The sequence below is a fragment of the Bacillus cereus group sp. MYBK108-1 genome, from assembly GCF_051917185.1.
GTDB classification, from domain to species: Bacteria; Bacillota; Bacilli; order Bacillales; family Bacillaceae_G; genus Bacillus_A; species Bacillus_A cereus.
Genome location: NZ_JBQAHZ010000006.1, coordinates 104,425 through 130,752 on the forward strand (window position 1 = coordinate 104,425; position 26,328 = coordinate 130,752).

The window sequence follows — 26,328 nt, forward strand, 5'->3', positions numbered from 1 at the left end:
CATCCTTCACTCCGAATTTGAACGATCTATACTATCACAAAGAAGCATATCGTGTCCGACTTTCTTTATTTGACTCCATGCCACCCTTACTTCTTGTGGTTCCTTTTTAAAACCTCCCCACTTCCCTACAGGTATTATAAGTGTTTGTATTTGCCCGTCTTTCTCATTAATCTCTAAATCCATATAACCTAAGACTCCCATTTTTTCCGCTTTTTCTATATCTACAACCTCTTTACCACTTAATTCACTTAATCGCATACACACTCCACTCCCCTAATGAATTTTTCATTTGCATTGTCTATAATTAGTACCTATTCTATATGTATAAAAAAAATAACCTTCTCTCATTTAAAAAGAGAGAAGGTTATTTTTTATACATCGTAAAAATTGATTATAGTTTTATTCCTTTTGGAAGTTTTCCGTCTGGACTAATAAGTGCCGCAGAGAACTCGTCAGTAAACATATTGCGAATTAATCCGTCCACATTTTCTTTTGTTACAGTGTTTACACTTTCAATAATCTCATCAAGTGAACGATGTTTACGAAGAAGCAATTCATTTTTACCGTTACGGCTCATACGGCTATTTGTACTTTCTAAACTTAACATTAAGTTTCCTTTTAATTGCTCTTTACTATTCATAAGCTCTTTTTCTGTAATACCTGTATTTTTCAATGTCTCTAATGTTTCTTGCATTGTTTCATACAATGTATCTAATTGTTGGCTACCTGTTCCACCGTAAAGTGTTAACATGCCTGTATCTTCATAAGAAGAGTGGTAAGAAAATACTGAGTAAGCTAATCCACGTTGCTCACGTACTTCTTGGAATAAACGGCTACTCATGCTACCGCCTAAAACATTATTTAATACAATTAAGTTATAAATATCTTCGTGTCCCATTTGTAAGCCTTTATATCCTAGACATAAATGAGCTTGTTCCGTTTCTTTTTTACGGGCTACCTTATTGAAATGGAAAATTGGGCTATGTACTTGTTCACGGTTTGTTGTTCCTTCATAACTACCGAAATATTGCTCCACTGTTTGTAAAAATGCTTCATCAATATTTCCTGCGATTGATACAACTACATTTTCAGGTGTGTAATGATCTTTTATATATTGACGTAACGTATCACCTGTAAACGTATTAAGCGTTTCTTCTGTTCCTAAAATAGGATATCCAAGTGGATGCGTTTCATATGTTGCTTTCGTTAACATATCATGCACAATATCATCTGGAGCATCTTCGTACATTTTAATTTCTTCACATACGACATTCTTCTCTTTTTTCAGTTCTTCCTCATCAAATGTTGAATTAAAGAACATATCTGCTAAAACATCTAAAGCATATTTAGCATGCTCATCTAATACTTTTGCATAGTAACATGTATATTCTTTTGAAGTAAATGCATTCACTTGACCACCAATGCTATCAAATGATTCTGCAATCTCTCGTGCACTACGTGTTTCTGTCCCTTTAAAGAACATATGCTCTAAAAAGTGAGAAATCCCGTTATTTTTTTCATTTTCATTTCTTGATCCCGCATGGATCCAAATACCAATCGCAACCGATCTTACAGTTGGTATATTCTCCATAACTATTCTTACACCATTTTTACAAGTATATTTTTTAATCAAAAACTTTCCTCCTACTGCCAGTTTCTCTAAATAAGTGCTATTATTTAATGATAACAAGTTTAAGGATGAATGTCATGCAAATGTATTTAATCCACACGTTTTTCATCCAGTAATTCTGTTATATTCCCCACTTTATATCCTTGTTCCTTCAATTTTTTAATCATTGTATCTAATGCTTCTGCCGTTGACGAAGTAGGATGCATTAATACGATAGCACCTGGGTGTATTTTTCTCATTACTCTCTGCAATAGTACATCTGGCTCAGGTCGCTTCCAATCGATTGTATCGACAGTCCACATAATCGTTCCCATTTGGAAATCATCAGCGATTTTCACGACTTCATCCCGAAAACTTCCACTCGGCGGGGCAAACCATCTTACTTTTTGATTCGTTACTACTTCTATCATTCGATTTGTTTTTTGTAACTGCTCTCGTATTTCATCAGACGATAGCGTTTTCATATTAGGGTGCGTATAAGAATGATTTCCGACTTCTTGATTTGCATCGACAATCATTTTTGCAAATCGTAAATTTTCTTTCACCCAACGTCCTTCTAAAAAGAAAGTGGCCTTCACATCATGCTTTTTCAATATCTCTAATATGCGAGGCAAATACTCATTTCCCCATGCCACATTTATTGTTAATCCTACCATCTTTTTATTTGGATGCCCTCTATAAATTGGAGCGGGTGATAAATCTTCTAAATGAACACTCGGTGAGACTTCTTTGAATTCAAGATATTTTTGATCAAATTCCTTTAGCTTCTTCATATTATTATACGATGCTTCAATATCCACTTGTCTTCCATTATATCCAGGTGTTGCCTTCCATATTTTATCAATCATCGCATTTTGAGGTGCAATCTCATACTTTTTTGCATGCTTTTGAATTTCTTCATGCAAGTTATCTTGTGCAAAAACAGAATAAGAGCCTAAACTGACATATAAAGAAAATATACATATGTATGCCAATATACGAACTTTCATATAAACCCTCCCAAATTAACTATATAAAAACATTTTCTTCTTATCTTTGTTAATTTGAGCGTTATAATGAAAACTATACCTATGCTGACATAAAAATATATATAAATCATATTTTTACATAACAAAAAAAGCCAGTTAAACTGGCTTTTACTTATTGCTGCTCTTGTTTGTTTTCTTCTTTAGCAGCTTCTTTTTCTTGCTCTTCTTTTAGCAATACTTTTCTAGATAGATTTACGCGACCTTGCTTGTCAATCTCGATAACTTTAACTGTAATTACATCACCGATTTTTACAACGTCTTCTACTTTACCTACACGCTCAAGTGCAAGTTCAGAAATATGAACTAATCCATCTTTACCGCTGAATAATTCAACGAAAGCACCGAATTTCTCAACACGTTTCACTTTTCCTTCGTAGATTTCACCTACTTGTACTTCGCGAACGATATCTTCAATAATTTTCTTAGCTTTGTCGTTCATTTCTTGGTTTATTGAAGAAATGAATACTGTGCCATCTTGCTCGATGTCAATTTTAACGCCAGTTTCTTCAATAATTTTATTGATTTGTTTACCGCTCGGTCCGATAACGTCACGGATTTTATCTGGATTAATTGTCATTGTAATAATCTTTGGAGCGTACGCTGATAATTCAGTGCGTGGCTCTGGAATAACAGATAACATATGATTTAGAATGTGCACACGACCAACTTTCGCTTGTTGTAATGCCTCTTCTAAAATTTCACGAGATAGACCATCAATTTTAATGTCCATTTGTAGTGCAGTTACACCTTGTGCTGTACCTGCTACTTTAAAGTCCATATCACCTAAATGATCTTCCATACCTTGAATATCAGATAAAATTGTGTAATGCTCACCAGTTTTAACTAGACCCATTGCAATACCTGCAACTGGAGCTTTAAGTGGAACACCAGCATCCATCATTGCTAAAGTACTACCACAAATACTTGCTTGTGAAGTAGAACCATTTGATTCTAAAACTTCAGATACAAGACGTACTGTGTATGGGAAATCTTTTTCAGATGGAATTACAGGCTCAAGTGCGCGTTCTCCTAGTGCACCGTGACCGATTTCACGACGACCTGGTCCACGCATTGGTCTTGTTTCACCAACACTAAATGATGGGAAATTGTAATGGTGCATAAAGCGTTTTGATTCTTCTACACCAAGACCATCTAAAATTTGCACATCGCCTAATGCACCTAATGTACAAATACTTAATGCTTGTGTTTGTCCACGAGTGAACAAACCAGAACCGTGTGTACGAGATAAAATACCAACCTCTGATGCTAATGGACGGATTTCGTCACCTTTACGGCCATCTGGACGGATTTTTTCAACTGTAATAAGACGACGTACTTCTTCTTTTACAATTTTATATAAAATCTCATTTACTTGTCCTAATGTATCAGCGTCAGCTTCCTGCGCTTCGTAATGCTCAATAACACGCTTTTTCACTTCGTTAATTGCATCTTCACGTGCATGTTTCTCATGTACTTGAATTGCTGAATGCATATCTTCTTCAGCCATTTCACGTACAGCTTGGTTAAGATCAGCGTCAACTTCATAAAGTTTCACTTCTGATTTCTCTTTACCTACAGCTTGTACAATCTCTTCTTGGAATGCAATTAGACGTTTAATTTCGTCATGACCAAACATAATTGCTTCTAACATTGTTTCTTCAGGTACTTGATCTGCTCCTGCTTCAACCATGTTAATCGCATCTTTCGTACCAGCTACAACTAAGTGGATATCACTTTGTTCTTGCTGTTCTACTGTTGGGTTAATAACGAATTCGCCATTAATACGGCCAACTGTCGCACCAGCGATTGGACCTTCAAATGGAATATCTGAAATCGATAACGCTAATGAAGAACCAAGCATAGCTGCCATTTCAGAAGAACAATCTTGATCAACACTCATTACAATGCTGACAACTTGTACTTCGTTACGGAATCCATCTGCGAATAGCGGACGAATTGGACGGTCGATTAAACGACTTGCCAAAATTGCTTTTTCACTTGGACGACCTTCACGCTTAATAAAACCGCCAGGAATTTTTCCGACTGCATATAAACGCTCTTCATAGTTTACTGTAAGTGGGAAGAAATCTACATTTTTTGCTTCTTTTGATGCAGTTGCTGTAGATAGAACCGCTGTATCGCCATATCTTACTAATACTGCTCCGTTCGCTTGTTTTGCAAGCTGACCAGTTTCAACTGTTAGCTGGCGACCAGCTAAATCTATCGAGAAGACTTGCTTTTCTTGACTCATTTAAGTACCCCTCTCAATTTAAAGTATTCAATTCTTCTATGTAAATGGATAGTATATCACAATATTCTACCTCTAGTATTGCCTAAAATTAAGTAAGCTATAAAGCGTAGAAGATATATTTTTACCTAACAAAAAAGCGGGAATATTCCCGCTTCTTTGACTATCGACGTAAGCCAAGCTTTGTGATTAATTCACGGTAACGTGTGATATCGCTATTACGAAGGTAAGTTAGTAAGTTACGACGTTTACCAACCATCTTTAATAGACCACGACGTGAATGATGATCTTTCTTGTGAGTACGTAAGTGCTCGTTTAGAGTGTTAATTTGCTCCGTTAGGACAGCAATTTGAACCTCTGGAGAACCAGTATCAGTCTCATGAGTTCTAAATTGTGCAATGATTTCATTTTTACGTTCTTGTGTTAAAGCCATCCTATTTCACCTCCTATTAATTAAACCCCCAATTACCTAGCAAGCGTCGGTGAGTCGCAATGCCAAGCAATGGTTGTCATAAAGTACATAACATAGAATACTACTTTTCATTTGAAAAAGCAAGTATATTCTTTTCGCTCATAAAATATTCTTGTGCTGTTTTCTTATCTTTTGCGATTTGTTCAACTAACTCATCAATACCGTTGAATTTCTTTTCTGCTCTTATACGCATATGCCACTCTACTGTAACATTTTGATCGTATATATCTTTGTTAAATTCAAATAAGTGCACTTCAATTGATAATTGACGCTCATCTTCTTTAAAAGTCGGTTTATATCCAATATTACATACACCATCGTACCATTCATCGTGAACTTTTAATCTCACTGCATAAACACCTACAGGTGGCAATAAATACTCATCACTTAAACCTACATTAGCTGTCGGGAAACCAATTTGACGCCCACGTTTGTCGCCGTGTATAACTGTTCCCGCTACAGTATAGGCTCTACCTAAAATAGATGGAATTTGCTCCATTTCGCCATTTCGAATTAACTTTCGTAATGCTGTAGAACTTACTTTCTCTTCTTGAAATTCAACTTTTTCAATCACAGTCTGTGTAAACTCCCCTCTTGCATGAAATGGTAAAGTCTCCATCTTTCCTTTTCCTAAACGTCCATATGAATAATCAAACCCTGCTACTACATGCTTTACATTTAAACCAATAATATAATCATCTACAAATTGTTGCGGTAATAACCCTGCAAATGATTCATCAAATTTAATCACATATAATATATCGATTCCTAAGCTTTCGACTATTTTTTCTTTATCACGCATTGGTGTAATATACTCCACATGCGCATCCTTTTTCCCTAAAACAACAGATGGATGAGGATGAAATGTCATAACTGCACTTTTATATCCTCGTTCGTCCGCTATTTTTTTCGCAGTTCGAATTACACATTGATGTCCTAAATGAATGCCATCAAAAAATCCTAATGCCATTACAGTAGGTGGTAATTCTAATTTATTTTGTTCATGTGGATGAGTTAAATGAATAAGTTTCACGCTTGAATTCACCTTTTTCTGTAATAATCCTTCCAATAATTCATTATAGCTTTAGTTCTTGATTATTCACAAGTACTTTCATCGGCTTTAACATGCCAGGATGTTTCGGATGATGTTCATAAATTGCTAAGCAACGATCATTTTTATCAAACACTGTAATAAATGGTGCTGTTATTTCTAATTCATTCTTTAAGAACATACCATTCTTTATTTTCTCTGCTTGCTTTTCATCTACAACGATTTTTGAAAACTTACTTAATGCTTCATCAATTGAAATGAAGATAGACTCTACTGTTCCATTTTGCACGTTTTCTTCAATTTCTTCAAATGATATGCAATCTTCTAATAAAAATTCACCAGATGCCGTTCTTACAAGGTGAGACATATGTGATGGGAAACCAAGTTTCTCCCCGATCATTACAGCTAACGTTCTTACATATGTTCCTTTACTACACGTTACACGGAAACGGAATGAAATATTTTCTCCTTCAAAAACTTCACGATCATCAAGTAATACGAATTCATGAATTGTAATTGTACGAACTGGACGTTCCACCTCTTGTCCTGCTCTTGCATATTCATATAATTTTTTCCCGTTTACTTTTACAGCCGAGAACATTGGTGGCATTTGTTCAATCGTGCCTGTTAATTCCGCAAGGACTTTCTCTACTTCCATACGAGTAATAGTACGATCTACATTTTTCGTTTCAACAACCTCACCAGAAGCGTCTTCAGTTGTCGTTGAAAACCCTAATGTTACTTCACCTTCATATGTTTTCGTTTCACTTGTTAAAAATTGTGCAATTTTCGTTGCTCTTCCAACGCAAATTGGTAATACTCCTGTTACATCTGGATCTAATGTTCCCGTATGACCAATTCTCTTTTCTCGCAATATCTTTCTTAATTTAAATACACAATCATGTGATGTCATGCCTTTTGGCTTATGTAATAATACTACACCTTCCATATATGTTCACCTCATCATAATTCTTTCGTATTAAATATCCAAAACTTATTTTGCATTGAAAAAATGGATAGACAAATGTCTATCCATTATTCTTCACGTTTACCGTCTTTATTAATTTCATGTAAAAGTGTATCAATTCGATGACCATATCCGATAGACTCATCAAACTCAAAGGTAATTTCCGGTGTTTTACGAAGACGAATACGTTGGCCAATTTCTGAACGAATAAAGCCTTTTGCCTTCGCTAAACCTTTTAAAGTATTTTCTTTCTGTTCTTCGTCACCTAAAACAGAAATATATACTTTAGCAATTTGTAAATCACCACTCACTTGTACATCTGTTACTGTAACAAATCCAATACGTGGGTCTTTAATTTTACGACTGATAATATCGCCTAATTCTTTTTTCATTTGCTCGCCCACACGGTTCGCACGTAATTTCATAACTCTTCACCTCATTCAATACCATTCCAAATGTGTTATTGTACGTTCAATTTCAGGAAATGAATCGATGTACTCAAGTACACGATTCATTTCTTTTTCACAGATAACACGATTTGAGGATACGGAAACAATTGCAATTTCTGTACGTTGCCATACATCTTGGTGCCCAACTTCAGAAACAGCTACATTATAGCGCTGTTTCACACGAGTTAACACACGTTGTAAAATTGCACGTTTCTCTTTTAAAGAATGCACATCGTAAATCATACACTCGAATGAGAGTGAAGCGATAATCATCGCTTCACTTCTTCCATAATGTACGCTTCAATGATGTCCCCTTCTTTAAGATCATTATATCTCTCAATTGTAATACCACACTCATAGTTTTGTGCAACTTCTTTTACGTCGTCTTTGAAACGTTTTAACGTATCAAGTTGTCCTTCGAAAATTACTACGCCGTCACGGATAATACGTACGCCACTATCACGCGTAATTTTACCGTCTGTTACATAACAACCTGCGATTGTTCCAACTTTTGTTACTTTAAACGTTTGACGAACTTCTGCTTGACCGATTACTTTTTCTTCGAATTCTGGATCAAGCATACCTTGCATCGCTGCTTCAATCTCTTCGATTACTTTATAAATAATACGGTGTAAACGAATATCAACGTTCTCTAATTCAGCTGTACGCTTCGCGTTCACATCTGGACGTACGTTAAATCCAATTACAATTGCATTAGATGCAGAAGCTAAAATGATATCAGATTCTGTAATCGCACCTACACCAGTGTGAATGATTTTAACTTTTACGCCTTCAACATCAATTTTACGAAGTGATGCTGCCATCGCTTCAACAGAACCTTGTACGTCTGCTTTTACGATTAAGTTAATTTCTTTTACATCGCCCTCTTGGATTTGTTGGAATAAATCTTCAAGGCTTAATTTAGATTTCTCACCACGTTGTGCAACTAACGCTTCTTGTGCACGTGATTCACCAATTTGACGAGCTTTCTTCTCATCAGCGAATGCCATGAAACGATCTCCAGCCTGTGGTACTTCGTTTAAACCAGTAATTTCAACAGGAGTTGATGGACCAGCAACTTTTACACGACGACCAATATCACTTACCATTGCACGAACACGTCCGAATGAAGTTCCAACAACGATTGGATCTCCAACTCGAAGCGTACCGTTTTGAACAAGTAATGTCGCGATAGTTCCTTTACCTTTATCAAGCTGTGCTTCGATTACTGTACCAGTTGCATAGCGGTTTGGATTTGCTTTATATTCTTCTACTTCACTTACAAGAAGGATCATTTCTAGTAAGTTGTCAATGCCTTCGCCTTGAATTGCAGAAATTGGTACGAAAATAGTATCTCCGCCCCAAGCTTCTGGAACTAATTCATATTCTGTTAGTTCTTGCATTACGCGATCAGGGTTTGCAGCTGGTTTATCCATTTTATTCACAGCAACAATAATTGGTACTCCTGCTGCCTTCGCATGGTTAATTGCTTCAACCGTTTGTGGCATAACACCGTCATCCGCTGCAACAACAAGGATTGTAATATCCGTTACTTGTGCACCACGAGCACGCATCGTTGTAAATGCTGCGTGACCAGGTGTATCTAAGAATGTAATCTTCTTATCGTTTACTTCAACTTGATATGCACCGATATGCTGAGTAATTCCACCCGCTTCGCCTGCAGTTACTTTTGAGTTACGAATAGAATCCAGTAATGTTGTTTTACCGTGGTCAACGTGTCCCATGATTGTAACTACAGCTGGACGTTCTTTTAAGTTCTCTTCATCATCTTGCTCATCAATGAATGTTTCAAACTCAGTCTCGCTCACAATTACTTCTTCTTCTACTTCAATACCGTAGTCGTTAGCAATTAACTCAATTGTATCTTTATCCAAGTCTTGGTTAATTGTTGCCATAATTCCAAGCATGAAGAGCTTCTTAATAATTTCAGATGGCTCTTTGCTTAATTTTTTAGCAAGATCTCCTACTGTAAGGCTTCCAGAGAAAGTAATTTTATCTGGTGTTTCTACAATTTGAGTTTGTTGTCTACCAGCAAAGTTCTCTTGACGTTTGTCTTCGTTTCCTTTGCCTTTTTTCTTTTTCTTATTGCTGTTCTTTTTACTGCGAACAACTTTTTCTTCTACTTCAAACTCATCTGCAACAGAAGGTTTTTCAGTTTGATATTCATTATCTAATTTATTTACTACTTCATCGTCTAACATTGTCATATGATTCGAAACCTCGATATTCATTTCTTTTAGTTTTGTCATAAGATCTTTACTTGAGATATTATGTTTTTTTGCATATTCATGCACTCGAATTTTACTCATACCTTCACCCCCGGTAATTTGTATCGAGCATGCTACGCAGCTTTTTCGCAAAGCCTTCATCTAACACAGCTACAACGACTCGCTCATCTCTCCCAATCGCATGCCCTAATTGTTGTCGATTTTCGACCTTTCTCATTGGTACGTTGTAGTACGTAGTTTTATCTGTGATGCGTTTTGTAGTATTTACTGACGCATCTTCAGATAGCAATACAAGTTTTGCTTTGCCACTTCGTACTTCTTTTAAAACGAGTTCTTCACCCGAAATAATTTTCCGAGCCCGGTTTGCTAGTCCTAAAAACGATTTCCAATCGGACACTTATTTCGACTCCTTCTCAACAAGCTCAAGAAGCTCTTCATATAAAGAACCGTCGATTTTCGCTTTTAGATGATGTTCCAAAACATTTTTCTTTTGAGCTTGAAGAATGCTCTCCTTGTCCTTCGACAAGTAAGCACCTCGTCCTGATTTTTTCCCAGTTAAATCAATGGACACTTCTCCCTCTTTGGAACGAACAATGCGAACGAGCTCTCGTTTTGATTTCATTTCTTGCGTTGCAACACATTTTCGTAACGGAACTTTTCGATTGCTCATACTCATCACCTCTATTCGATTTCGTCTTCCACTGAATCGAATCCAAATGCGATTACGCTATCTTCTTCTGTTACAATACCAAGTTGTTTCGCATCAGACTCACTCTTAATGTCAATTTTCCAGCCTGTTAATTTAGCTGCAAGACGTGCATTTTGTCCACGCTTACCGATAGCTAATGATAGCTGGTGGTCTGGAACAACTACTGTTGTCGCTTTTTCTTCTTCATCTACAAGTACTTTAACAACTTGTGATGGGCTTAATGCATTTGCAACATATTCAACTGGATCATTTGACCAGCGAACGATGTCAATTTTTTCACCTTTTAATTCGTCTACAATGCGTTGTACACGTTGCCCTTTTGGTCCTACACAAGAACCAACTGGATCAACATCAGTGTTCTCTGCATATACAGAGATCTTAGAGCGATCGCCAGCTTCACGTGCTACAGAACGAATTTCTACAGTTCCATCATAGATTTCAGGAACTTCCATTTCGAATAAACGTTTTAAAAGACCAGGATGTGTACGTGATACGTAAATTTGTGGTCCTTTTGTCGTTTTTTCTACTTTCGTAATGAATACGCGAATACGATCATGTGGTTTGTATTGCTCATTAGGCATTTGCTCACTTACAGGTAATAAAGCTTCTACTTTTCCTAAGCTTACATAGATGAAACGAGCATCTTGACGTTGTACAATACCTACCATAATATCTTCTTCACGATCACTAAACTCAGAGTAAATAACACCGCGCTCTGCTTCACGCACTCGTTGTGTTACAACTTGTTTTGCAGTTTGTGCTGCAATACGACCAAAGTCTTTTGGTGTTACTTCAATTTCTAGTACGTCACCATCTTGGTAGTTTGGATTAATTTGTCTTGCTTCCTCTACAGAAATTTCAAGACGTGGATCAAACACATTGTCTACTACGTCTTTACGTGCTAAAACTTGAATTGTTCCCACTTCTGGGTTAAAGCTCACACGAACGTTTTGTGCTTGATTAAAATTGCGCTTATAAGCAGAGATTAAAGCTGCTTCAATCGCATCAATAATAATGTCTTTGCTAATGCCTTTTTCAGATTCTAATACGAGCAAAGCATCTAATAACTCAGTGCTCATGAAGATCCCCCTTCTAACTAAAACGTAACAGCAAGTCGCGCATTTGCGACTTTATCCATCGAAATTTGGATTTCTTTTTTACGTGTTTTAATTGTTAATAATAATGTTATTGTTGTACCATCGTAAGAAAGCAGTTTTCCTTCAAACATCTTTTCACCATCAATCGGCTCATATGTTTTAATTGCCACTTGTTTTCCTACCGCTTGCTGGAAGTCTTTTTCTTTCTTTAATGGGCGTTCCGCTCCAGGAGATGATACATCCAAAAAGTAAAGATGAGGAATTGGGTCCTCTTTATCTAAAGCTTCGCTTAAACGTTCACTTACCGCACCGCATTCTTCAATGTCGACTCCCTTTTCAGAATCGATGAATACGCGTAAGAACCAGTCTTGTCCTTCTTTCACATACTCTACATCTACAAGTTCAAGATTTAACTCTTCAACGATCGGCTGCGCAAATGCTTCTACAACTTCTGTGACTTTCTTATCCATAAACAGCCTCCTTCCTGCCGTCATGTACCATTTAAAAGAAGAAGACCCCGCCAATTTAAAAACGGTCTATCTTATTCTTTCTCGTTAGCTAACAAAAGCCCCTGCTGTTCAGCAGGGATTATCTGTCTTAGTATTACCAAATTTAAGAAGTAAAACTTGTAACAAAATATGTATATACGACAGAAATCTTTTACCTATCTACGTAGATAAAACATAGATAGTAACACGAAAGAGTGGGTTTCCCCACTCTTTTCTTTACACAATATACATGACATGGTTATCTCGGTTAATAGTATATCATAGGAAATGTTGATTTGCAAAGACTTTTCCTACCTACTAGAACAGTGATAACTGGTTTTGATCCGGTAAGTCTCCTAAACAACCTTGACTATCTAAATACTCAATAATTGTTTTCGAAACCTTACTTCGCTGTTGCAAGTCTTCTTTTGATAAGAAGTCTCCATTTTTACGTGCTTCTACAATACTTAAAGCTGCGTTTGTGCCAAGACCAGGTACTGCATTAAATGGAGGGATTAATGTATCTCCATCAATAATAAATTCTGTTGCATGTGAGCGGTATAAATCCACCTTTTGGAATGAGTATCCACGCTCACACATTTCAAGTGTCATTTCTAGTACCGTTAATAAACTCTTCTCTTTCGGCGCAGCATCGAGTCCCTTTTGAGCAATTTCATCAATTCTTGCACGTATAGATGCTGAACCTTTCGCCATTGCCTCTACATCAAAATCATCTGCACGAACTGTAAAATATGCGGCATAGAATAACAGTGCAAAATGTACTTTAAAGTATGCGATACGTACAGCCATAAGTACGTAAGCAGCCGCATGGGCTTTAGGGAACATGTATTTAATCTTCTTACATGAATCAATATACCAACCTGGTACATTATTATTTTTCATGTCTTCTTCCCATTCTTCCGGTACACCTTTACCTTTACGAACCGACTCCATGATTTTGAAGGCTAATGATGGATCTAGACCTTGATAGATTAAATATACCATGATGTCATCACGACAACCGATAACTTCGCTCAGCGTACATGTACCGTTATAAATTAACTCGTTTGCATTACCAAGCCATACGTCGGTACCATGTGATAGTCCAGAAATTTGGACTAACTCTGAGAATGTCGTCGGTTTTGTCTCTTCTAACATCTGTCTTACGAATTTTGTACCAAACTCTGGTATACCAAGTGTACCTGTTTTACAGTTAATTTGTTCTTCCGTTACCCCTAACGATTCTGGACCAGAGAAAATTTTCATTACTTCTGGATCATCCGTTGGGATTGTTTTCGGATCAATACCACTTAAATCTTGTAACATACGAATAACGGTCGGATCATCGTGTCCTAGTATATCAAGTTTCAATAAATTATCATGAATCGAGTGGAAATCAAAATGCGTTGTTCTCCATTCAGCACCAATTGAATCAGCTGGATACTGTATTGGTGAGAAATCAAAGATATCCATGTAATCTGGCACAACGATAATACCGCCTGGATGCTGTCCTGTTGTACGTTTTACACCGGTACACCCTGCTACTAAGCGATCAATCTCTGCATTTCGAATCGTTAAGTTATGATCATTTGCATAACCTTTTACATATCCGTAAGCAGTTTTTTCCGCAACTGTACCAATCGTTCCTGCACGATATACATAGTCTTCACCGAACAGTACTTTCGTATAGTTATGGGCACGTGGTTGGTATTCCCCGGAGAAGTTCAAATCGATATCGGGTACCTTATCTCCTTTAAATCCAAGGAATGTTTCGAACGGAATGTCATGTCCATCTTTTACATATGGAATATTACAAGCAGGACATTCTTTATCTGGTAAGTCAAAACCAGAGCCTACAGAACCATCATTAAAGAATTCTGATTGCTTACACTTCGGACATACATAGTGTGGTGGTAATGGGTTTACTTCTGTAATTTCCATCATCGTTGCAACAAATGATGATCCTACCGATCCACGCGAACCTACTAGATATCCGTCTACTAACGATTTTTTCACAAGCTTATGTGAAATTAAATAAATTACGGCGAATCCATGCCCAATAATACTTTTTAATTCTTTTTCTAAACGTGCTTCTACAATTTCCGGTAGCTCTTCACCATAAATGCTACGCGCCATTTTATAACTCATATCACGCGTTTCATCATCAGCACCTTCAATTTTCGGTGTGTATAGATCGTCTTTTACTGGATGCACATCACCAATTAATGACGCAATCTTTTGTGTATTTGTTACAACAACTTCTTTCGCTTTATCTTCACCTAAGAATGAAAAACATTCTAACATTTCATCAGTTGTACGGAAATGTACTGGCGGTAATGAATGTCGATTTAACGGATTGGCTCCGCCCTGCGAACTGACTAAAATTTTACGATACATTGCATCCTCAGGGTCTAAATAATGCACGTTTCCTGTAGCAACAACTGGTTTATCTAACGTCTCACCTAGTTTTACTAAGTTAGAAATAATTGTTTTTAATTGACCTTCGTCTCGAACAAGTTCACGTTCTACTAAATGACGCAACACCTCTGGAGGCATTACTTCAATGTAATCATAGAACTGGGCAATTTCTTCTACCTCTTCAGGTGCCTTTTGCATCATTGCCTCGAAAACTTCACCTTTATCACAAGCCGTTCCTACTAAAATTCCTTCACGGTATTTTTTTAATAGTGACCTCGGCACACGTGGTACACGGTAAAAGTAATTAAGGTGAGAATATGAAACAAGTTTATATAAATTTTTCAATCCAACATCTGATGTGGCAAGTAACGTCATATGACTTGGACGGCCACGCTTATACGCATCCCCTTGTCCCATGCTATCATTTAATTGATCGTGATATTCAAATCCCTTTTCAATTACGTCTTTCAACATTTTCACAAGTAAATATCCCGTCGCTTCTGTATCATAAATCGCACGGTGATGTTGTGTTAATTCAATATCAAGTTTTTTACACATCGTATTTAATCGATGATTTTTCATTTCTGGGAATAAGAATCGTGCAAGTTCTAACGTATCAATAACGGGGTTATTCGTTTTTTCTAGTCCAGCCTTTTTAAAACCTACGTTAATAAAGCCCATATCAAAGCTCGCGTTATGGGCAACAAGTGTATGGTCGCCCATCCATTCCTCAAACTTTTTAAACACTTCGTCCACTTCAGGTGCATCAGTTAACATATCATCTGTAATACCTGTCAATTCAATAATCGTCGCTGATAATGGTTGATGTGGATTTGCGAAAGATTCAAAGCGATCAATAATTTCGCCACCCTTTACTTTTACGGCAGCCAACTCAATGACTGTATCGTATACAGCTGATAAACCTGTCGTCTCAACGTCGAAAACAACATACGTTTCCTCTGCAAGTAAACGATGCGCTTCGTTATACGCTATCGGTACACCATCATTAACTAGATTTGCTTCTACACCATATATAACTTTAACTCCAGCCTTCTTCCCCGCAGAATACGCCTCTGGGAAAGACTGAGCCACGGCATGGTCTGTAACCGCAATAGCCTCATGTCCCCATTTACCAGCTTGAGCAACAAGCTTAGAAACTGGAGTGACAGCGTCCATTTGACTCATCGGAGTATGGAGATGCAGCTCTACTCGTTTTTCGCCTTCTGGTGCTTTATCTTTACGAGACGGTCCTGTTATTTCATTAATATCATTTGCAATCATTACTAAATCTCGAACGAATGTATCGTTTTGAACAGAACCACGCGCTTTCACCCACATTCCTTTTTTCAAGGATTGCAGCATTGGAATATCTTCTTTGTCACGCGAGAACATTTTGATCATAATAGAATCCGTATAATCCGTTATTTTTAAAGTTAATAACGTACGTCCACTACGAAGCTCTTTTGTTTCTACATGGAAGACATATCCTTGAACCGTTTTTCTTCTTTCTTCATCTTGAATTTCTCGCATCGGTGTAATCTCTTCATCTGGCTTAATAAGATACCCGAGTGTAATCGGTCCTTCATACACAACGCTGCTTTCTTCAGCTTGCTTCTTCGCCATTTCTTCCATAGCTTGTATAACACGCTCGCGGTCTTCTTGCTGCGTTTGTTCACGAAACTTTTGCATTTCTTCTGTATTTTGCTGTATATGTGTGTCTAACTGAAAACGCGGGAATCCAAAAACTTCGTATTGATCCCCTACTGGTTTCGCAACGTTTTTCTTTAAAGCAGTAGACTCCAACTCGTTATTCACATTTATTAGCAACTTCACTCCATTCACCTGTGGAAGCTGCTTCTTTAAGTATGCGAACATAGGTGAAAATGTAATTCGTTCCGTACAAAGCGGCCAATACGCCCTCACTTCTTCTTCTGTAAATTGTTTATTCTCTGTTTCTAATGCAAATGTTGTTCTTGCAATATGAGAAAATGATTGCTTAAGCTTTGTTTCTAGCAATTCATATAATTCTGTAGGCAAAATACGTGGCACTTGTAAATCAAAATGCCAACTTTTATTCGCTTTATCAATAACGAGCCTTTCAATACCACCGCCTTGTAAATATTGATTTATAAGGTCGTCTGGTATTTGCAACTGCTGGAGCAAAATTTGAAATCGCTCTTGTTGTTCATTTGTTAAAGACATAAGCACTCTCCTTCCATTTGCTATTATAAATTGAAACGTACCACAAAGAAAGATTTCTCACCTCTTCTTTTACAAAATACGTTTACAAAGAAAGAGAAGGTACCCCATTACGAGGTACCTCTTCTTATTTTAAAATATTTGCAATATATGTTTGAAGTTCTTCTACTTTTACTTCTTCAGACTCACCTGTAGCACGTACTTTCACTTCTACAATACCTTCGTCTGCTTTTTTACCAACTGTAACACGAACTGGAAGACCGAATAAATCTGCATCTGCAAATTTAACACCTGCACGTTCTGCACGATCGTCTAATAACACTTCATAGCCTTGTTCTTGTAATGAGTTGTAGATATTTTCACCCATTTCACGTTGTGCATCCGATTTCATATTTACTGGAATTACATGCACATGGAACGGTGCTACAGCTTTTGGCCAAACTAAGCCGTTCTCATCGTTAAACTGCTCTGCAATTGCTGCCACTGTACGAGATACCCCGATACCGTAACAACCCATAATAAGTGGTTGTGTTTTTCCGTTTTCATCCAGGAATGTTGCGTTCATTGCTTCACTATAACGAGTTCCTAATTTGAATACATGACCAACTTCAATTCCGCGTGCAAAAAGAATTGTTCCATTTCCGTCTGGAGATTGGTCTCCTTCTTGAATGAAGCGTAAATCTGTATATTGACTTACTTTAAAGTCACGTTCTGGATTTACATTTACATAATGGAATCCTTCTTCATTCGCTCCTGAACATCCGTTAACAATTGATGCTACAGCATGATCAGCAATAATTTCGATATCACCTGTTACATTAATCGGTCCTAATGAACCAACTTCACAATTTAATAATGCTTTTACTTCTTCATGAGAAGCAAGCTCAACAACTGAAGCGCCGTATACATTTTTCACTTTCACATCGTTTACTTCGTGATCACCACGAACAAGTACCACTACTAATTTCTCATCTACTTTAAACACCATAGACTTAATGCACTTGTCAGCTTCGATGTTTAAGAATGCAGATACTTCTTCAATTGCTTTTTGGTCTGGTGTTGCTACTTTTTCAAGTGCTTTTTCTGCTTCGTCACTCTTCGTATACGTAGCTACAACAGGAGCCATTTCGATGTTTGCTGCATAATCAGATGTGTCAGAGTATGCAATTGTATCTTCACCAACATCAGATAATACCATAAATTCATGTGTATCTTTTCCGCCCATTGCTCCAGAATCAGCAATAACTGCACGGAAATTCAAGCCACAGCGAGCAAAAATGTTAGAGTATGCTTTATATAAACGATCGTATACTTCATCTAAGCTCTCTTGTGTAGCATGGAAAGAGTATGCATCTTTCATTAGAAACTCTCTTCCACGTAATAAGCCGAAACGAGGTCTTTGCTCATCACGGAATTTTGTTTGAATTTGGTATAATGTTAACGGTAATTTTTTATATGATTTCACTTCATCACGCACAAGATCCGTAATTACTTCCTCATGTGTCGCTCCTAATGCGAATTCACGAGCATTACGATCTTTCATACGCATTAATTCAGATCCGTAAGAATACCAACGACCTGATTCTTGCCATAATTCCGCAGCTTGCATAGCTGGCATTAATAATTCTACAGCTCCTGCGCGCTCCATTTCTTCTCGAACGATACGTTCTACTTTGTGTAATACTTTTAATCCAAATGGTAGAAAGCTATAAATACCAGAAGCATTTTGACGCATAAAACCTGCACGAAGTAATAGCTGATGACTCTTAATTTCAGCATCAGCTGGAACTTCACGTAATGTAGGACTGAATACCATACTTTGTTTCATTTATTTGCACCTCTTCATTTTACTCTTACACGCAGTAAAACCCCTCACCTCGAGTTAGGTGAGGGATTTTATTCTACGAGCTCTATTTCATTATAAGTTTCACTTTATTTTACAAGAAAAACTTACGAATGTCATTCCAAGTTACAACTAACATAAGTAACATTAATAATGCAAAACCAATAAAGTGAACCATTCCTTCTTTTTGGCGATCAATTGGTTTCCCTCGTAACGCTTCAATTAAGAAGAAGAATAAACGGCCACCATCTAAAGCAGGAACTGGTAATAAATTAAATAAACCAAGATTAATGCTTAGAACTGCAGCTAAACTTAGTACACGCGTAAACCCATAATCTACAACTTGATCTGTTAGATTATAAATTCCTACTGGACCTGATAACTCATTAATAGAAAATTGACCAGTTACTAATTTAACAAGAGATTCAAAAATTAGTTTCGTCCATTGGTACGTTTGTTCAAATCCTGATTTAATAGAACCCATTACTGTTTTCTCTACAGGAGAATACACACCGATTCTACCAACTTCGTCTTTTCCTTCTTTATCGAGTGTTGGCGTTACTTTCACATTAAACTGTTCATTATCACGCTTTACTTGTAACGTAATTTCTTTATTTGGGTTTTCACGTACAATAGTAACAACATCTTTCCATGTACTTGTGTTTTTCCCATCAATAGCTTGAATTGTATCATTCTCTTTCAATCCAGCTTGCTGTGCTGCACTGTTATCCATCACTTTTCCGACCATTGGTTTGTCAATAGGAACCCCTTGTACAAATCCAAGAATCACAAAAATAACAAATGCTAAAATGAAGTTCATTGCAGGACCCGCAAAGATTGTTAAAGCGCGTTGCCCTAGTTTTTTCGAGCCAAATTGTCTATTATACGGAGCAATTTGAATTTCTTCCCCCGCAGTAATAATACGAGCCTTTTCATTCACTCGGAATGTTTGAAGCTCTTCCTCGTACTCTTCATAGCCCGAAATTGTTAAATTATGCTCCAAATCAGCTTGTTCGACTTCAATAACACGAACATTTGGATACTTTTCATATCCATCAAAAACTAATTTCACAACTTCGTCTTTTTCATTTAATACAAGGCCAACCTTTTTCCCAGGCTTTAACTCAACTGTGTCCGCATCCTCGCCGGCCATTCTTACATAGCCACCAAGGGGCAGTAATCGAATCGTATACACCGTTTCATTCTTTTCAAATGAGAATATTTTCGGACCAAAACCAATCGCAAACTCGCGGCATAAAATACCTGCTCTTTTTGCGAAATATAGATGCCCTAGCTCATGGAAAAATACGAGTGCACCGAAAATTAATATAAAGGCAATCGCTGTATTCAATTCCATAACCACCTTTGCTAAATTTGTTCCATCACAAACCGTCTTGTGGCCGCATCAATTTCCAAAATTTCCTCTAAGCTCGGTCGTGCAATGACATTGTGATGGTTCATTGCTTTTTCAATGAGGTCTTCCACTGTTAAGAAACCAATTCTCTTTTGTAAAAAGGCTTCAACAGCTACTTCATTCGCTGCGTTCATTACAGCTGGCATACTTCCACCTGCTTTTCCAGCTTCATACGCAAAACGTAAACAACGGAATCGTTCTTGGTCCATTTTCTCAAAATGCAACGTCCCTATTTCCCATAAGTTTAACTGTTTTGTGTCTGAAAGAGGCAATCTATCAGGATATGTAAGTGCGTATTGAATTGGTACTCGCATATCAGGTGAACCAAGCTGCGCCATTACACTACGATCTTCAAATTCAACCATAGAATGGATAATACTTTCTTTATGTAAAACAACATCGATTTGCTCATAAGGGATACCAAAAAGCCAATGTGCTTCAATTACTTCTAGTCCCTTATTCATCATTGTAGCAGAATCAATTGTAATTTTCGAACCCATTGACCAGTTTGGATGTCGAAGCGCATCTTCTACGGTCACATGATGCAATTCATCCCTCGTTTTATCACGGAAACTTCCACCAGAAGCCGTTATAATAAGACGAGAAATTCTTTTTTCATTTTCACCATTCAAGCACTGAAAAATAGCCGAATGTTCACTATCTACTGGAAGTAACGAAACATTATGTTTTCGTGCTGCTTCCATTACAAGATGTCCTGCAGTTACTAACGTTTCTTTATTTGCAATTCCAATTGTTTTTTTCGCCTCAATTGCACGAAGTGTTGGTAACAACCCTACGCTACCTACAACAGCATTTACTACAATCTCCCCATCTGGATGTAATGCTACTTCTAAAAGTCCTTCACTACCATATACAATTTTTGTATTACCAGAAACAGATTGTAATTTTAAAACATCTTCCTCTCTTTGCACAGAGACGATTTGCGGAGAAAATTCTTGAATTACCTTTACTGCGTAGTCAATATTTTTCCCTACAGAAAAAGCAACGAGACGGAATTGGTCTGGGTGCGAGCGTAATACATCTAAAGTTTGTGTACCAATTGATCCGCTTGCACCTAATAAACTAATGTTTTTCATGACTCCAACCCCTCGTTCATTTATTAATTGTATTGTAATAAGAAGTAGAGAATTGGTAAAACGAATAACCAACTATCTGTTCGGTCTAATATACCACCATGCCCAGGTAAAATTGTACCTGAATCCTTTACGCCATAATGACGTTTAAAAGCAGATTGTACTAAATCACCAATTTGTCCAAAAATAGAAATGATAATTGTCAGCACAATTAAAATTACTACATTCGATTCGACTGGGAAGAACACGTTGTAAACAAGTGCCACAATAATTCCACAAACGATACCGCCTAATGAACCTTCAATCGTTTTATTCGGACTAATTTCTGGCCACAATTTTCTCTTACCCAATGCTTTTCCTACGAAATATGCGCCTGAATCAGTAGCCCATATAACAAATAATGCGCAAAATACATATTTAATTCCTAATATTCTCGTTTCATTTAAATATAAGAATCCCATTGCCACATATGTCGTTGCCATCAGTAAAAATGAAGCATTATCAAAAGTAAATGTATTCTTAGAAAGGACTGTATATGATAAAAGTAATAAAACAATCACAAATGTGATTTCCAATTTACCTAATCCAATCCATGTAAACAGTTCTGATGCACTACTTGGAATTAAAAGAATCCACAATAATACTGCAGCTAAAACTGTCGGTACTGAAATAAGCGTAAGCTTATTCATACGAATTAATTCATATAAACCTATAGAAGCAAGTGCATACACTAAAACCGTAAAAGGCACGCCACCGTATATTACGATGGGAATGAATAGCGCGGCAGCAACCACTCCAGTAATAATTCTCTGTTTCACTACCAAACCCTCTCTTTCTACACGCCTCCGAATCTGCGCCCTCTATGTTGAAAGTCAGTAATCGCATTTAGCAAATGTTCTTCTTTGAAGTCTGGCCAATACACGTCTGTAAACCAAAACTCCGAATATGCAATTTGCCATAACATGAAATTACTAATACGTAGCTCTCCGCTTGTTCGGATTAACAACTCTGGATCAGGTAAAGAACTCGTCATTAAGTAGGAGGAAAGCATTTCTTCACTTACCTCTTCAGAACGAATTTTTCCTTCCTCATTATCTTTCATCATATGTTGCACAGCAGAAACGATTTCATCTCGACTTCCATAGTTTAACGCGAAATTAAGAATTAATCCCGTATTCTCTTTCGTATCTTCCATGGCTTTCTCCATCGCTCTGCGTGTATGCGTAGGAAGACGATCTTTTTGCCCTATTACTCGGACTTGTACGTTTTCTTCAATCAATTCTGGTAAAAATGTACCTAGAAATTCTTCTGGAAGCTTCATTAAATAATCAACTTCCTTTTTCGGTCTTTTCCAGTTCTCAGTTGAAAAAGCATAGAGAGTTAACACTTTCACATTAAGTTTACTTGCAAATTTTGTAATTTTCTTTACAACTTGCATACCTTCATGATGTCCCGCAATACGAGGCATTGCTCTCCTCTTTGCCCATCTTCCATTCCCATCCATAATGATGGCAATATGTTCTGGGATATATCCTTTTTTCACTTCTTCAACGAGATGATCAAACGATGTGTCCTTTTTACCTTTAAAAAAAGGAAAGTTTTTAAACATCATTCATACCCTCCAGCAAGCAGACGTATGCCTAAAAGTGTAAAAAGACCCCCTTAAGAAGAGGGTCATATTTGCGAAGTTATCGCTATTACACTTCCATGATTTCTTTTTCTTTGTTTTTTGCGATTTCGTCAACTTTTGCAATATATTTATCTGTTTCTTTTTGGATATCTTCAGTATATCCTCTTAAATCATCTTCTGTAATCTCGCCAGCTTTTTCAAGCTTCTTAAGATCATCATTTCCGTCACGACGTACGTTACGAACAGCAACTTTTGCTTCTTCAGCATATTTTTTCACAACTTTTACAAGATCACGACGACGCTCTTCTGTTAGTGCAGGGAATGCAATACGAATTACAGTTCCATCATTAGAAGGGTTTAAGCCTAAATCTGCTTTTAAAATTGCTTTTTCAATATCACCGATAGAAGTTTTATCATAAGGTTGAATTACTAGTAAACGCGCTTCTGGAACTGTAATGTTCGCTAATTGCACAACTGGTGTTGGTGCACCATAGTAATCAACTTGTACCTTATCTAATACAGACGCGTTTGCACGGCCAGCACGAACTGTTGCTAATTCACGAGAATAAGCAGCAACTGCTTTTTCCATTTTTTCATTTGAAGACTTCAATACTTGTTGTCCCATATTTATTTCCCCCTTACCACTGTTCCGATATTTTCGCCTAAAACGGCACGTTTAATATTACCTTTTTCCATAACTGAGAATACAATTAGTGGAATATCATTATCCATACATAGAGAAGAAGCTGTAGAATCCATTACACCTAAACCTTCTTTTAATACATCTAAGTAAGTAAGCGTTTCGTATTTTGTAGCTGTTGGATCAATAGATGGATCCGCATTATATACACCATCTACATTGTTTTTCGCCATTAAAATTACATCTGCTTCAATTTCTGCCGCACGTAATGCTGCTGTTGTATCTGTAGAGAAGTATGGGTTACCTGTACCTGCTGCAAAGATAACAACACGTTTTTTCTCTAAGTGACGAACTGCTTTACGACGAATGTAAGGTTCTGCAACTTGACGCATCTCAATTGAAGTTTGTACACGAGTTTGAATTCCGATATTCTCCAAGCTATCTTGAAGAGCTAATGAATTCATAACTGTCGCTAACATGCCCATGTAATCTGCCCCTGCACGATCCATGCCCATTTCACTTCCAATTTTTCCACGCCAAATGTTACCGCCACCAACAACAACAGCAACCTCTACATCAAGTTCTGCAATTTCTTTTACTTGTTCCGCAACTGACTTAATAACAGTTGGGTTAATTCCAAATCCTTGCTCTCCAGCTAAAGCTTCTCCACTTAGCTTTAAAACGACACGATTATATTTCGGTTTACTCATAATGAACCTCCAATTGCTTACATCTTTATTTTAAAAAAGGGAACACAATGTGTTCCCTAATCTGTATTAGTTACTACCTTTTACTTGGTTCATTACTTCTTCAGCAAAGTTGTCTTCGCGTTTTTCGATACCTTCACCAACAGCGTAGCGAACGAATCCTTTTAATGTTCCGCCTTTAGACTCAACGAACTGACGAACTTTCATATCAGGGTTTTTAACGAATGCTTGGTCAAGTAAGCAAATCTCTTCGAAGAATTTGCCTAGACGGCCTTCAACCATTTTCGCAACGATTTTCTCAGGCTTGCCTTCGTTTAATGCTTGTTGTGTTAATACTTGACGCTCATGCTCAACTTCTTCAGCTGTTACAGCATCGCGGTCGATGTATTTAGGGTTAACTGCAGCGATGTGCATTGCAACATCTTTAGCAGCAGCTTCATCAGTAGAACCTTCAAGAACTGTTAATACACCAATGCGTCCACCCATGTGTAGGTAAGCGCCGAATGCATCTGCATCAGTTTTTGATACGATTTCGAAACGACGAAGTGTAAGTTTTTCACCAATTTTAGCGATTGCTTCGTTGATGTGCTCTTCAACTTTTTTACCGTTTTCCATTGTTTGAGCCATAGCTTCTTCAACGTTAGCTGGTTTGTTAGTTAATAAGTGAGCAGCTAATTCTTTAATTAGTGTTTGGAAACCTTCGTTTTTCGCAACGAAATCAGTTTCAGAGTTTAATTCTAAGATTAAAGCGTCGTTACCGTTTGTTTCGATGAAAGTTAAACCTTCAGCAGCAATGCGGTCTGCTTTTTTAGCAGCTTTCGCAATACCTTTTTCACGTAAGAAGTCAATTGCCTTCTCCATGTCGCCGTTAGTTTCTGTTAAAGCTTTTTTGCAGTCCATCATACCTGCGCCAGTTTTTTCACGTAATTCTTTTACCATTTGAGCAGTGATTGCCATACTTTTCATCCTCCTAAAATATGTATTTATACCTTTTATAAAGGTGTTTATACCTTAAAAAAGGTGATAAAAGGCCGAACCCCTTATCACCTTTCCAACTTTGTTACGCAGTAACAGTTTCTTCACCTTGTTTTGCTTCAAGGATCGCGTCTGCCATTTTAGATGTAAGAAGTTTTACAGCACGAATTGCATCATCGTTTGCTGGGATAACGTGATCGATTTCGTCTGGATCACAGTTTGTATCAACGATACCGATGATTGGAATGTGTAATTTGCGTGCTTCAGCAACTGCAATACGCTCTTTACGAGGGTCTACTACGAATAATGCACTTGGAAGACCTTTCATATCTTTAATACCGCCTAAGAATTTCTCAAGACGCTCTAACTCTTTTTTAAGTTGAACAACTTCTTTCTTAGGAAGTACTTCGAAAGTACCATCTTCTTGCATTCTTTCGATGTCTTTAAGACGCTTGATACGCTTTTGGATTGTTTGGAAGTTTGTTAAAGTTCCACCTAACCAACGTTGGTTAACGAAGTACATACCAGCACGAGTTGCTTCTTCTTTAATAGCTTCTTGTGCTTGTTTTTTAGTACCTACGAATAAGATGTCTCCGCCTTCAGCAGCGATGTCGCGCATCGTTCTGTAAGCTTCCTCAACTTTTTTCACAGTTTTTTGTAAGTCGATGATGTAGATACCGTTACGCTCTGTGAAAATGTAACGCTTCATTTTTGGGTTCCAACGACGAGTTTGATGTCCGAAATGAACACCAGCTTCAAGCAATTGCTTCATAGAAATTACTGACATAATATAGTTCCTCCTAAATGGTTTTTGATATCCTCCGTTTACTTCATCTCTAAGCGAAACTACAAACGTAGCACCAACACTTAAATCAGTAAACGTGTGTACTTTGTACTGACACCACTGCTTACTATATCATACTGAAATATTACAATCAAGTCGAAAATGCGAACAATGTAAAACTTTCTTTGTTCATACTCGAATTCTAGTATTACCAACCTTCTTTTCTTTTAAGCAAA

24 protein-coding genes are annotated in these 26,328 nt (G+C 37.2%); all 24 read right to left on the bottom strand.

The window, feature by feature from the left end; genetic code table 11:
• Window positions 1-6: 6 nt before the first annotated feature.
• Window positions 7-258 (bottom strand): YlmC/YmxH family sporulation protein, encoded by a 252-nt coding sequence (locus tag ACTFSL_RS11570; RefSeq protein ID WP_001239759.1) that lies wholly within the window; start codon window positions 256-258, stop codon window positions 7-9.
• A gap of 133 nt (window positions 259-391) precedes the next feature.
• On the bottom strand, window positions 392-1,633 hold the full coding sequence (locus tag ACTFSL_RS11575; protein ID WP_000592996.1) for a M16 family metallopeptidase: 1,242 nt from the start codon (window positions 1,631-1,633) through the stop codon (window positions 392-394).
• An 86-nt stretch (window positions 1,634-1,719) separates the two neighbouring features.
• A complete protein-coding gene (locus ACTFSL_RS11580) occupies window positions 1,720-2,619 on the bottom strand; it encodes a polysaccharide deacetylase family protein (RefSeq protein WP_000868217.1) in 900 nt (299 codons plus the stop codon).
• Between the two features lie 151 nt (window positions 2,620-2,770).
• Window positions 2,771-4,909, bottom strand: a complete 2,139-nt coding sequence (gene pnp / locus ACTFSL_RS11585) for a polyribonucleotide nucleotidyltransferase (protein WP_000076737.1) — start codon at window positions 4,907-4,909, stop codon at window positions 2,771-2,773.
• A gap of 160 nt (window positions 4,910-5,069) precedes the next feature.
• Window positions 5,070-5,339 carry a 30S ribosomal protein S15 gene (gene rpsO / locus ACTFSL_RS11590; RefSeq protein WP_001229392.1) on the bottom strand — a complete coding sequence of 90 codons (270 nt, stop codon included), beginning with the start codon at window positions 5,337-5,339 and terminating at the stop codon, window positions 5,070-5,072.
• Between the two features lie 100 nt (window positions 5,340-5,439).
• Window positions 5,440-6,411: a bifunctional riboflavin kinase/FAD synthetase gene (gene ribF, locus ACTFSL_RS11595; RefSeq protein WP_000766706.1), complete on the bottom strand. Its 972-nt coding sequence runs from the start codon at window positions 6,409-6,411 to the stop codon at window positions 5,440-5,442.
• A gap of 43 nt (window positions 6,412-6,454) precedes the next feature.
• Window positions 6,455-7,378, bottom strand: coding sequence for a tRNA pseudouridine(55) synthase TruB (gene truB, locus ACTFSL_RS11600; protein WP_440041776.1), 924 nt, complete (start codon window positions 7,376-7,378; stop codon window positions 6,455-6,457).
• Window positions 7,379-7,464: 86 nt separating this feature from the next.
• Complete coding sequence (gene rbfA, locus ACTFSL_RS11605; protein ID WP_000776437.1) at window positions 7,465-7,821, bottom strand: 30S ribosome-binding factor RbfA; 357 nt, start codon at window positions 7,819-7,821, stop codon at window positions 7,465-7,467.
• Window positions 7,822-7,836: 15 nt separating this feature from the next.
• Window positions 7,837-8,118, bottom strand: coding sequence for a DUF503 domain-containing protein (locus ACTFSL_RS11610; protein WP_000582363.1), 282 nt, complete (start codon window positions 8,116-8,118; stop codon window positions 7,837-7,839).
• A complete protein-coding gene (gene infB / locus ACTFSL_RS11615) occupies window positions 8,115-10,175 on the bottom strand; it encodes a translation initiation factor IF-2 (RefSeq protein ID WP_000036343.1) in 2,061 nt (686 codons plus the stop codon). Before infB ends, ACTFSL_RS11610 begins: the two co-directional genes overlap by 4 nt.
• A 4-nt stretch (window positions 10,176-10,179) precedes the next feature.
• On the bottom strand, window positions 10,180-10,491 hold the full coding sequence (locus tag ACTFSL_RS11620) for a YlxQ family RNA-binding protein (RefSeq protein WP_001286523.1): 312 nt from the start codon (window positions 10,489-10,491) through the stop codon (window positions 10,180-10,182).
• The gene (gene rnpM, locus ACTFSL_RS11625) at window positions 10,492-10,764 is read right to left on the bottom strand and encodes an RNase P modulator RnpM (protein WP_000071127.1); all 273 of its coding nucleotides are present in this window, start codon (window positions 10,762-10,764) and stop codon (window positions 10,492-10,494) included.
• An 11-nt stretch (window positions 10,765-10,775) separates the two neighbouring features.
• Complete coding sequence (nusA, locus tag ACTFSL_RS11630) at window positions 10,776-11,882, bottom strand: transcription termination factor NusA (RefSeq protein WP_000102604.1); 1,107 nt, start codon at window positions 11,880-11,882, stop codon at window positions 10,776-10,778.
• 17 nt (window positions 11,883-11,899) lie between these two features.
• The gene (gene rimP, locus ACTFSL_RS11635; RefSeq protein ID WP_000359096.1) at window positions 11,900-12,370 is read right to left on the bottom strand and encodes a ribosome maturation factor RimP; all 471 of its coding nucleotides are present in this window, start codon (window positions 12,368-12,370) and stop codon (window positions 11,900-11,902) included.
• Between the two features lie 336 nt (window positions 12,371-12,706).
• On the bottom strand, window positions 12,707-17,008 hold the full coding sequence (locus tag ACTFSL_RS11640) for a PolC-type DNA polymerase III (protein ID WP_000060005.1): 4,302 nt from the start codon (window positions 17,006-17,008) through the stop codon (window positions 12,707-12,709).
• A gap of 124 nt (window positions 17,009-17,132) precedes the next feature.
• The gene (locus ACTFSL_RS11645) at window positions 17,133-18,833 is read right to left on the bottom strand and encodes a proline--tRNA ligase (protein WP_000814302.1); all 1,701 of its coding nucleotides are present in this window, start codon (window positions 18,831-18,833) and stop codon (window positions 17,133-17,135) included.
• A 109-nt stretch (window positions 18,834-18,942) separates the two neighbouring features.
• Entirely contained in the window at window positions 18,943-20,199 is a 1,257-nt protein-coding gene (gene rseP, locus ACTFSL_RS11650) for an RIP metalloprotease RseP (protein WP_001090243.1), read from the bottom strand.
• Window positions 20,200-20,216: 17 nt separating this feature from the next.
• Window positions 20,217-21,359: a 1-deoxy-D-xylulose-5-phosphate reductoisomerase gene (dxr, locus tag ACTFSL_RS11655; RefSeq protein WP_440041778.1), complete on the bottom strand. Its 1,143-nt coding sequence runs from the start codon at window positions 21,357-21,359 to the stop codon at window positions 20,217-20,219.
• Between the two features lie 23 nt (window positions 21,360-21,382).
• Window positions 21,383-22,174: a phosphatidate cytidylyltransferase gene (gene cdsA / locus ACTFSL_RS11660; RefSeq protein ID WP_000813592.1), complete on the bottom strand. Its 792-nt coding sequence runs from the start codon at window positions 22,172-22,174 to the stop codon at window positions 21,383-21,385.
• A gap of 17 nt (window positions 22,175-22,191) precedes the next feature.
• Entirely contained in the window at window positions 22,192-22,968 is a 777-nt protein-coding gene (gene uppS, locus ACTFSL_RS11665) for an isoprenyl transferase (RefSeq protein WP_000971296.1), read from the bottom strand.
• A gap of 85 nt (window positions 22,969-23,053) precedes the next feature.
• The gene (gene frr, locus ACTFSL_RS11670) at window positions 23,054-23,611 is read right to left on the bottom strand and encodes a ribosome recycling factor (protein ID WP_000531501.1); all 558 of its coding nucleotides are present in this window, start codon (window positions 23,609-23,611) and stop codon (window positions 23,054-23,056) included.
• Between the two features lie 2 nt (window positions 23,612-23,613).
• Window positions 23,614-24,336: a UMP kinase gene (gene pyrH, locus ACTFSL_RS11675; protein WP_000042668.1), complete on the bottom strand. Its 723-nt coding sequence runs from the start codon at window positions 24,334-24,336 to the stop codon at window positions 23,614-23,616.
• A 66-nt stretch (window positions 24,337-24,402) separates the two neighbouring features.
• A complete protein-coding gene (gene tsf / locus ACTFSL_RS11680; RefSeq protein WP_001018578.1) occupies window positions 24,403-25,290 on the bottom strand; it encodes a translation elongation factor Ts in 888 nt (295 codons plus the stop codon).
• Window positions 25,291-25,393: 103 nt separating this feature from the next.
• Complete coding sequence (rpsB, locus tag ACTFSL_RS11685) at window positions 25,394-26,095, bottom strand: 30S ribosomal protein S2 (protein ID WP_000111485.1); 702 nt, start codon at window positions 26,093-26,095, stop codon at window positions 25,394-25,396.
• Between the last annotated feature and the right edge of the window lie 233 nt (window positions 26,096-26,328).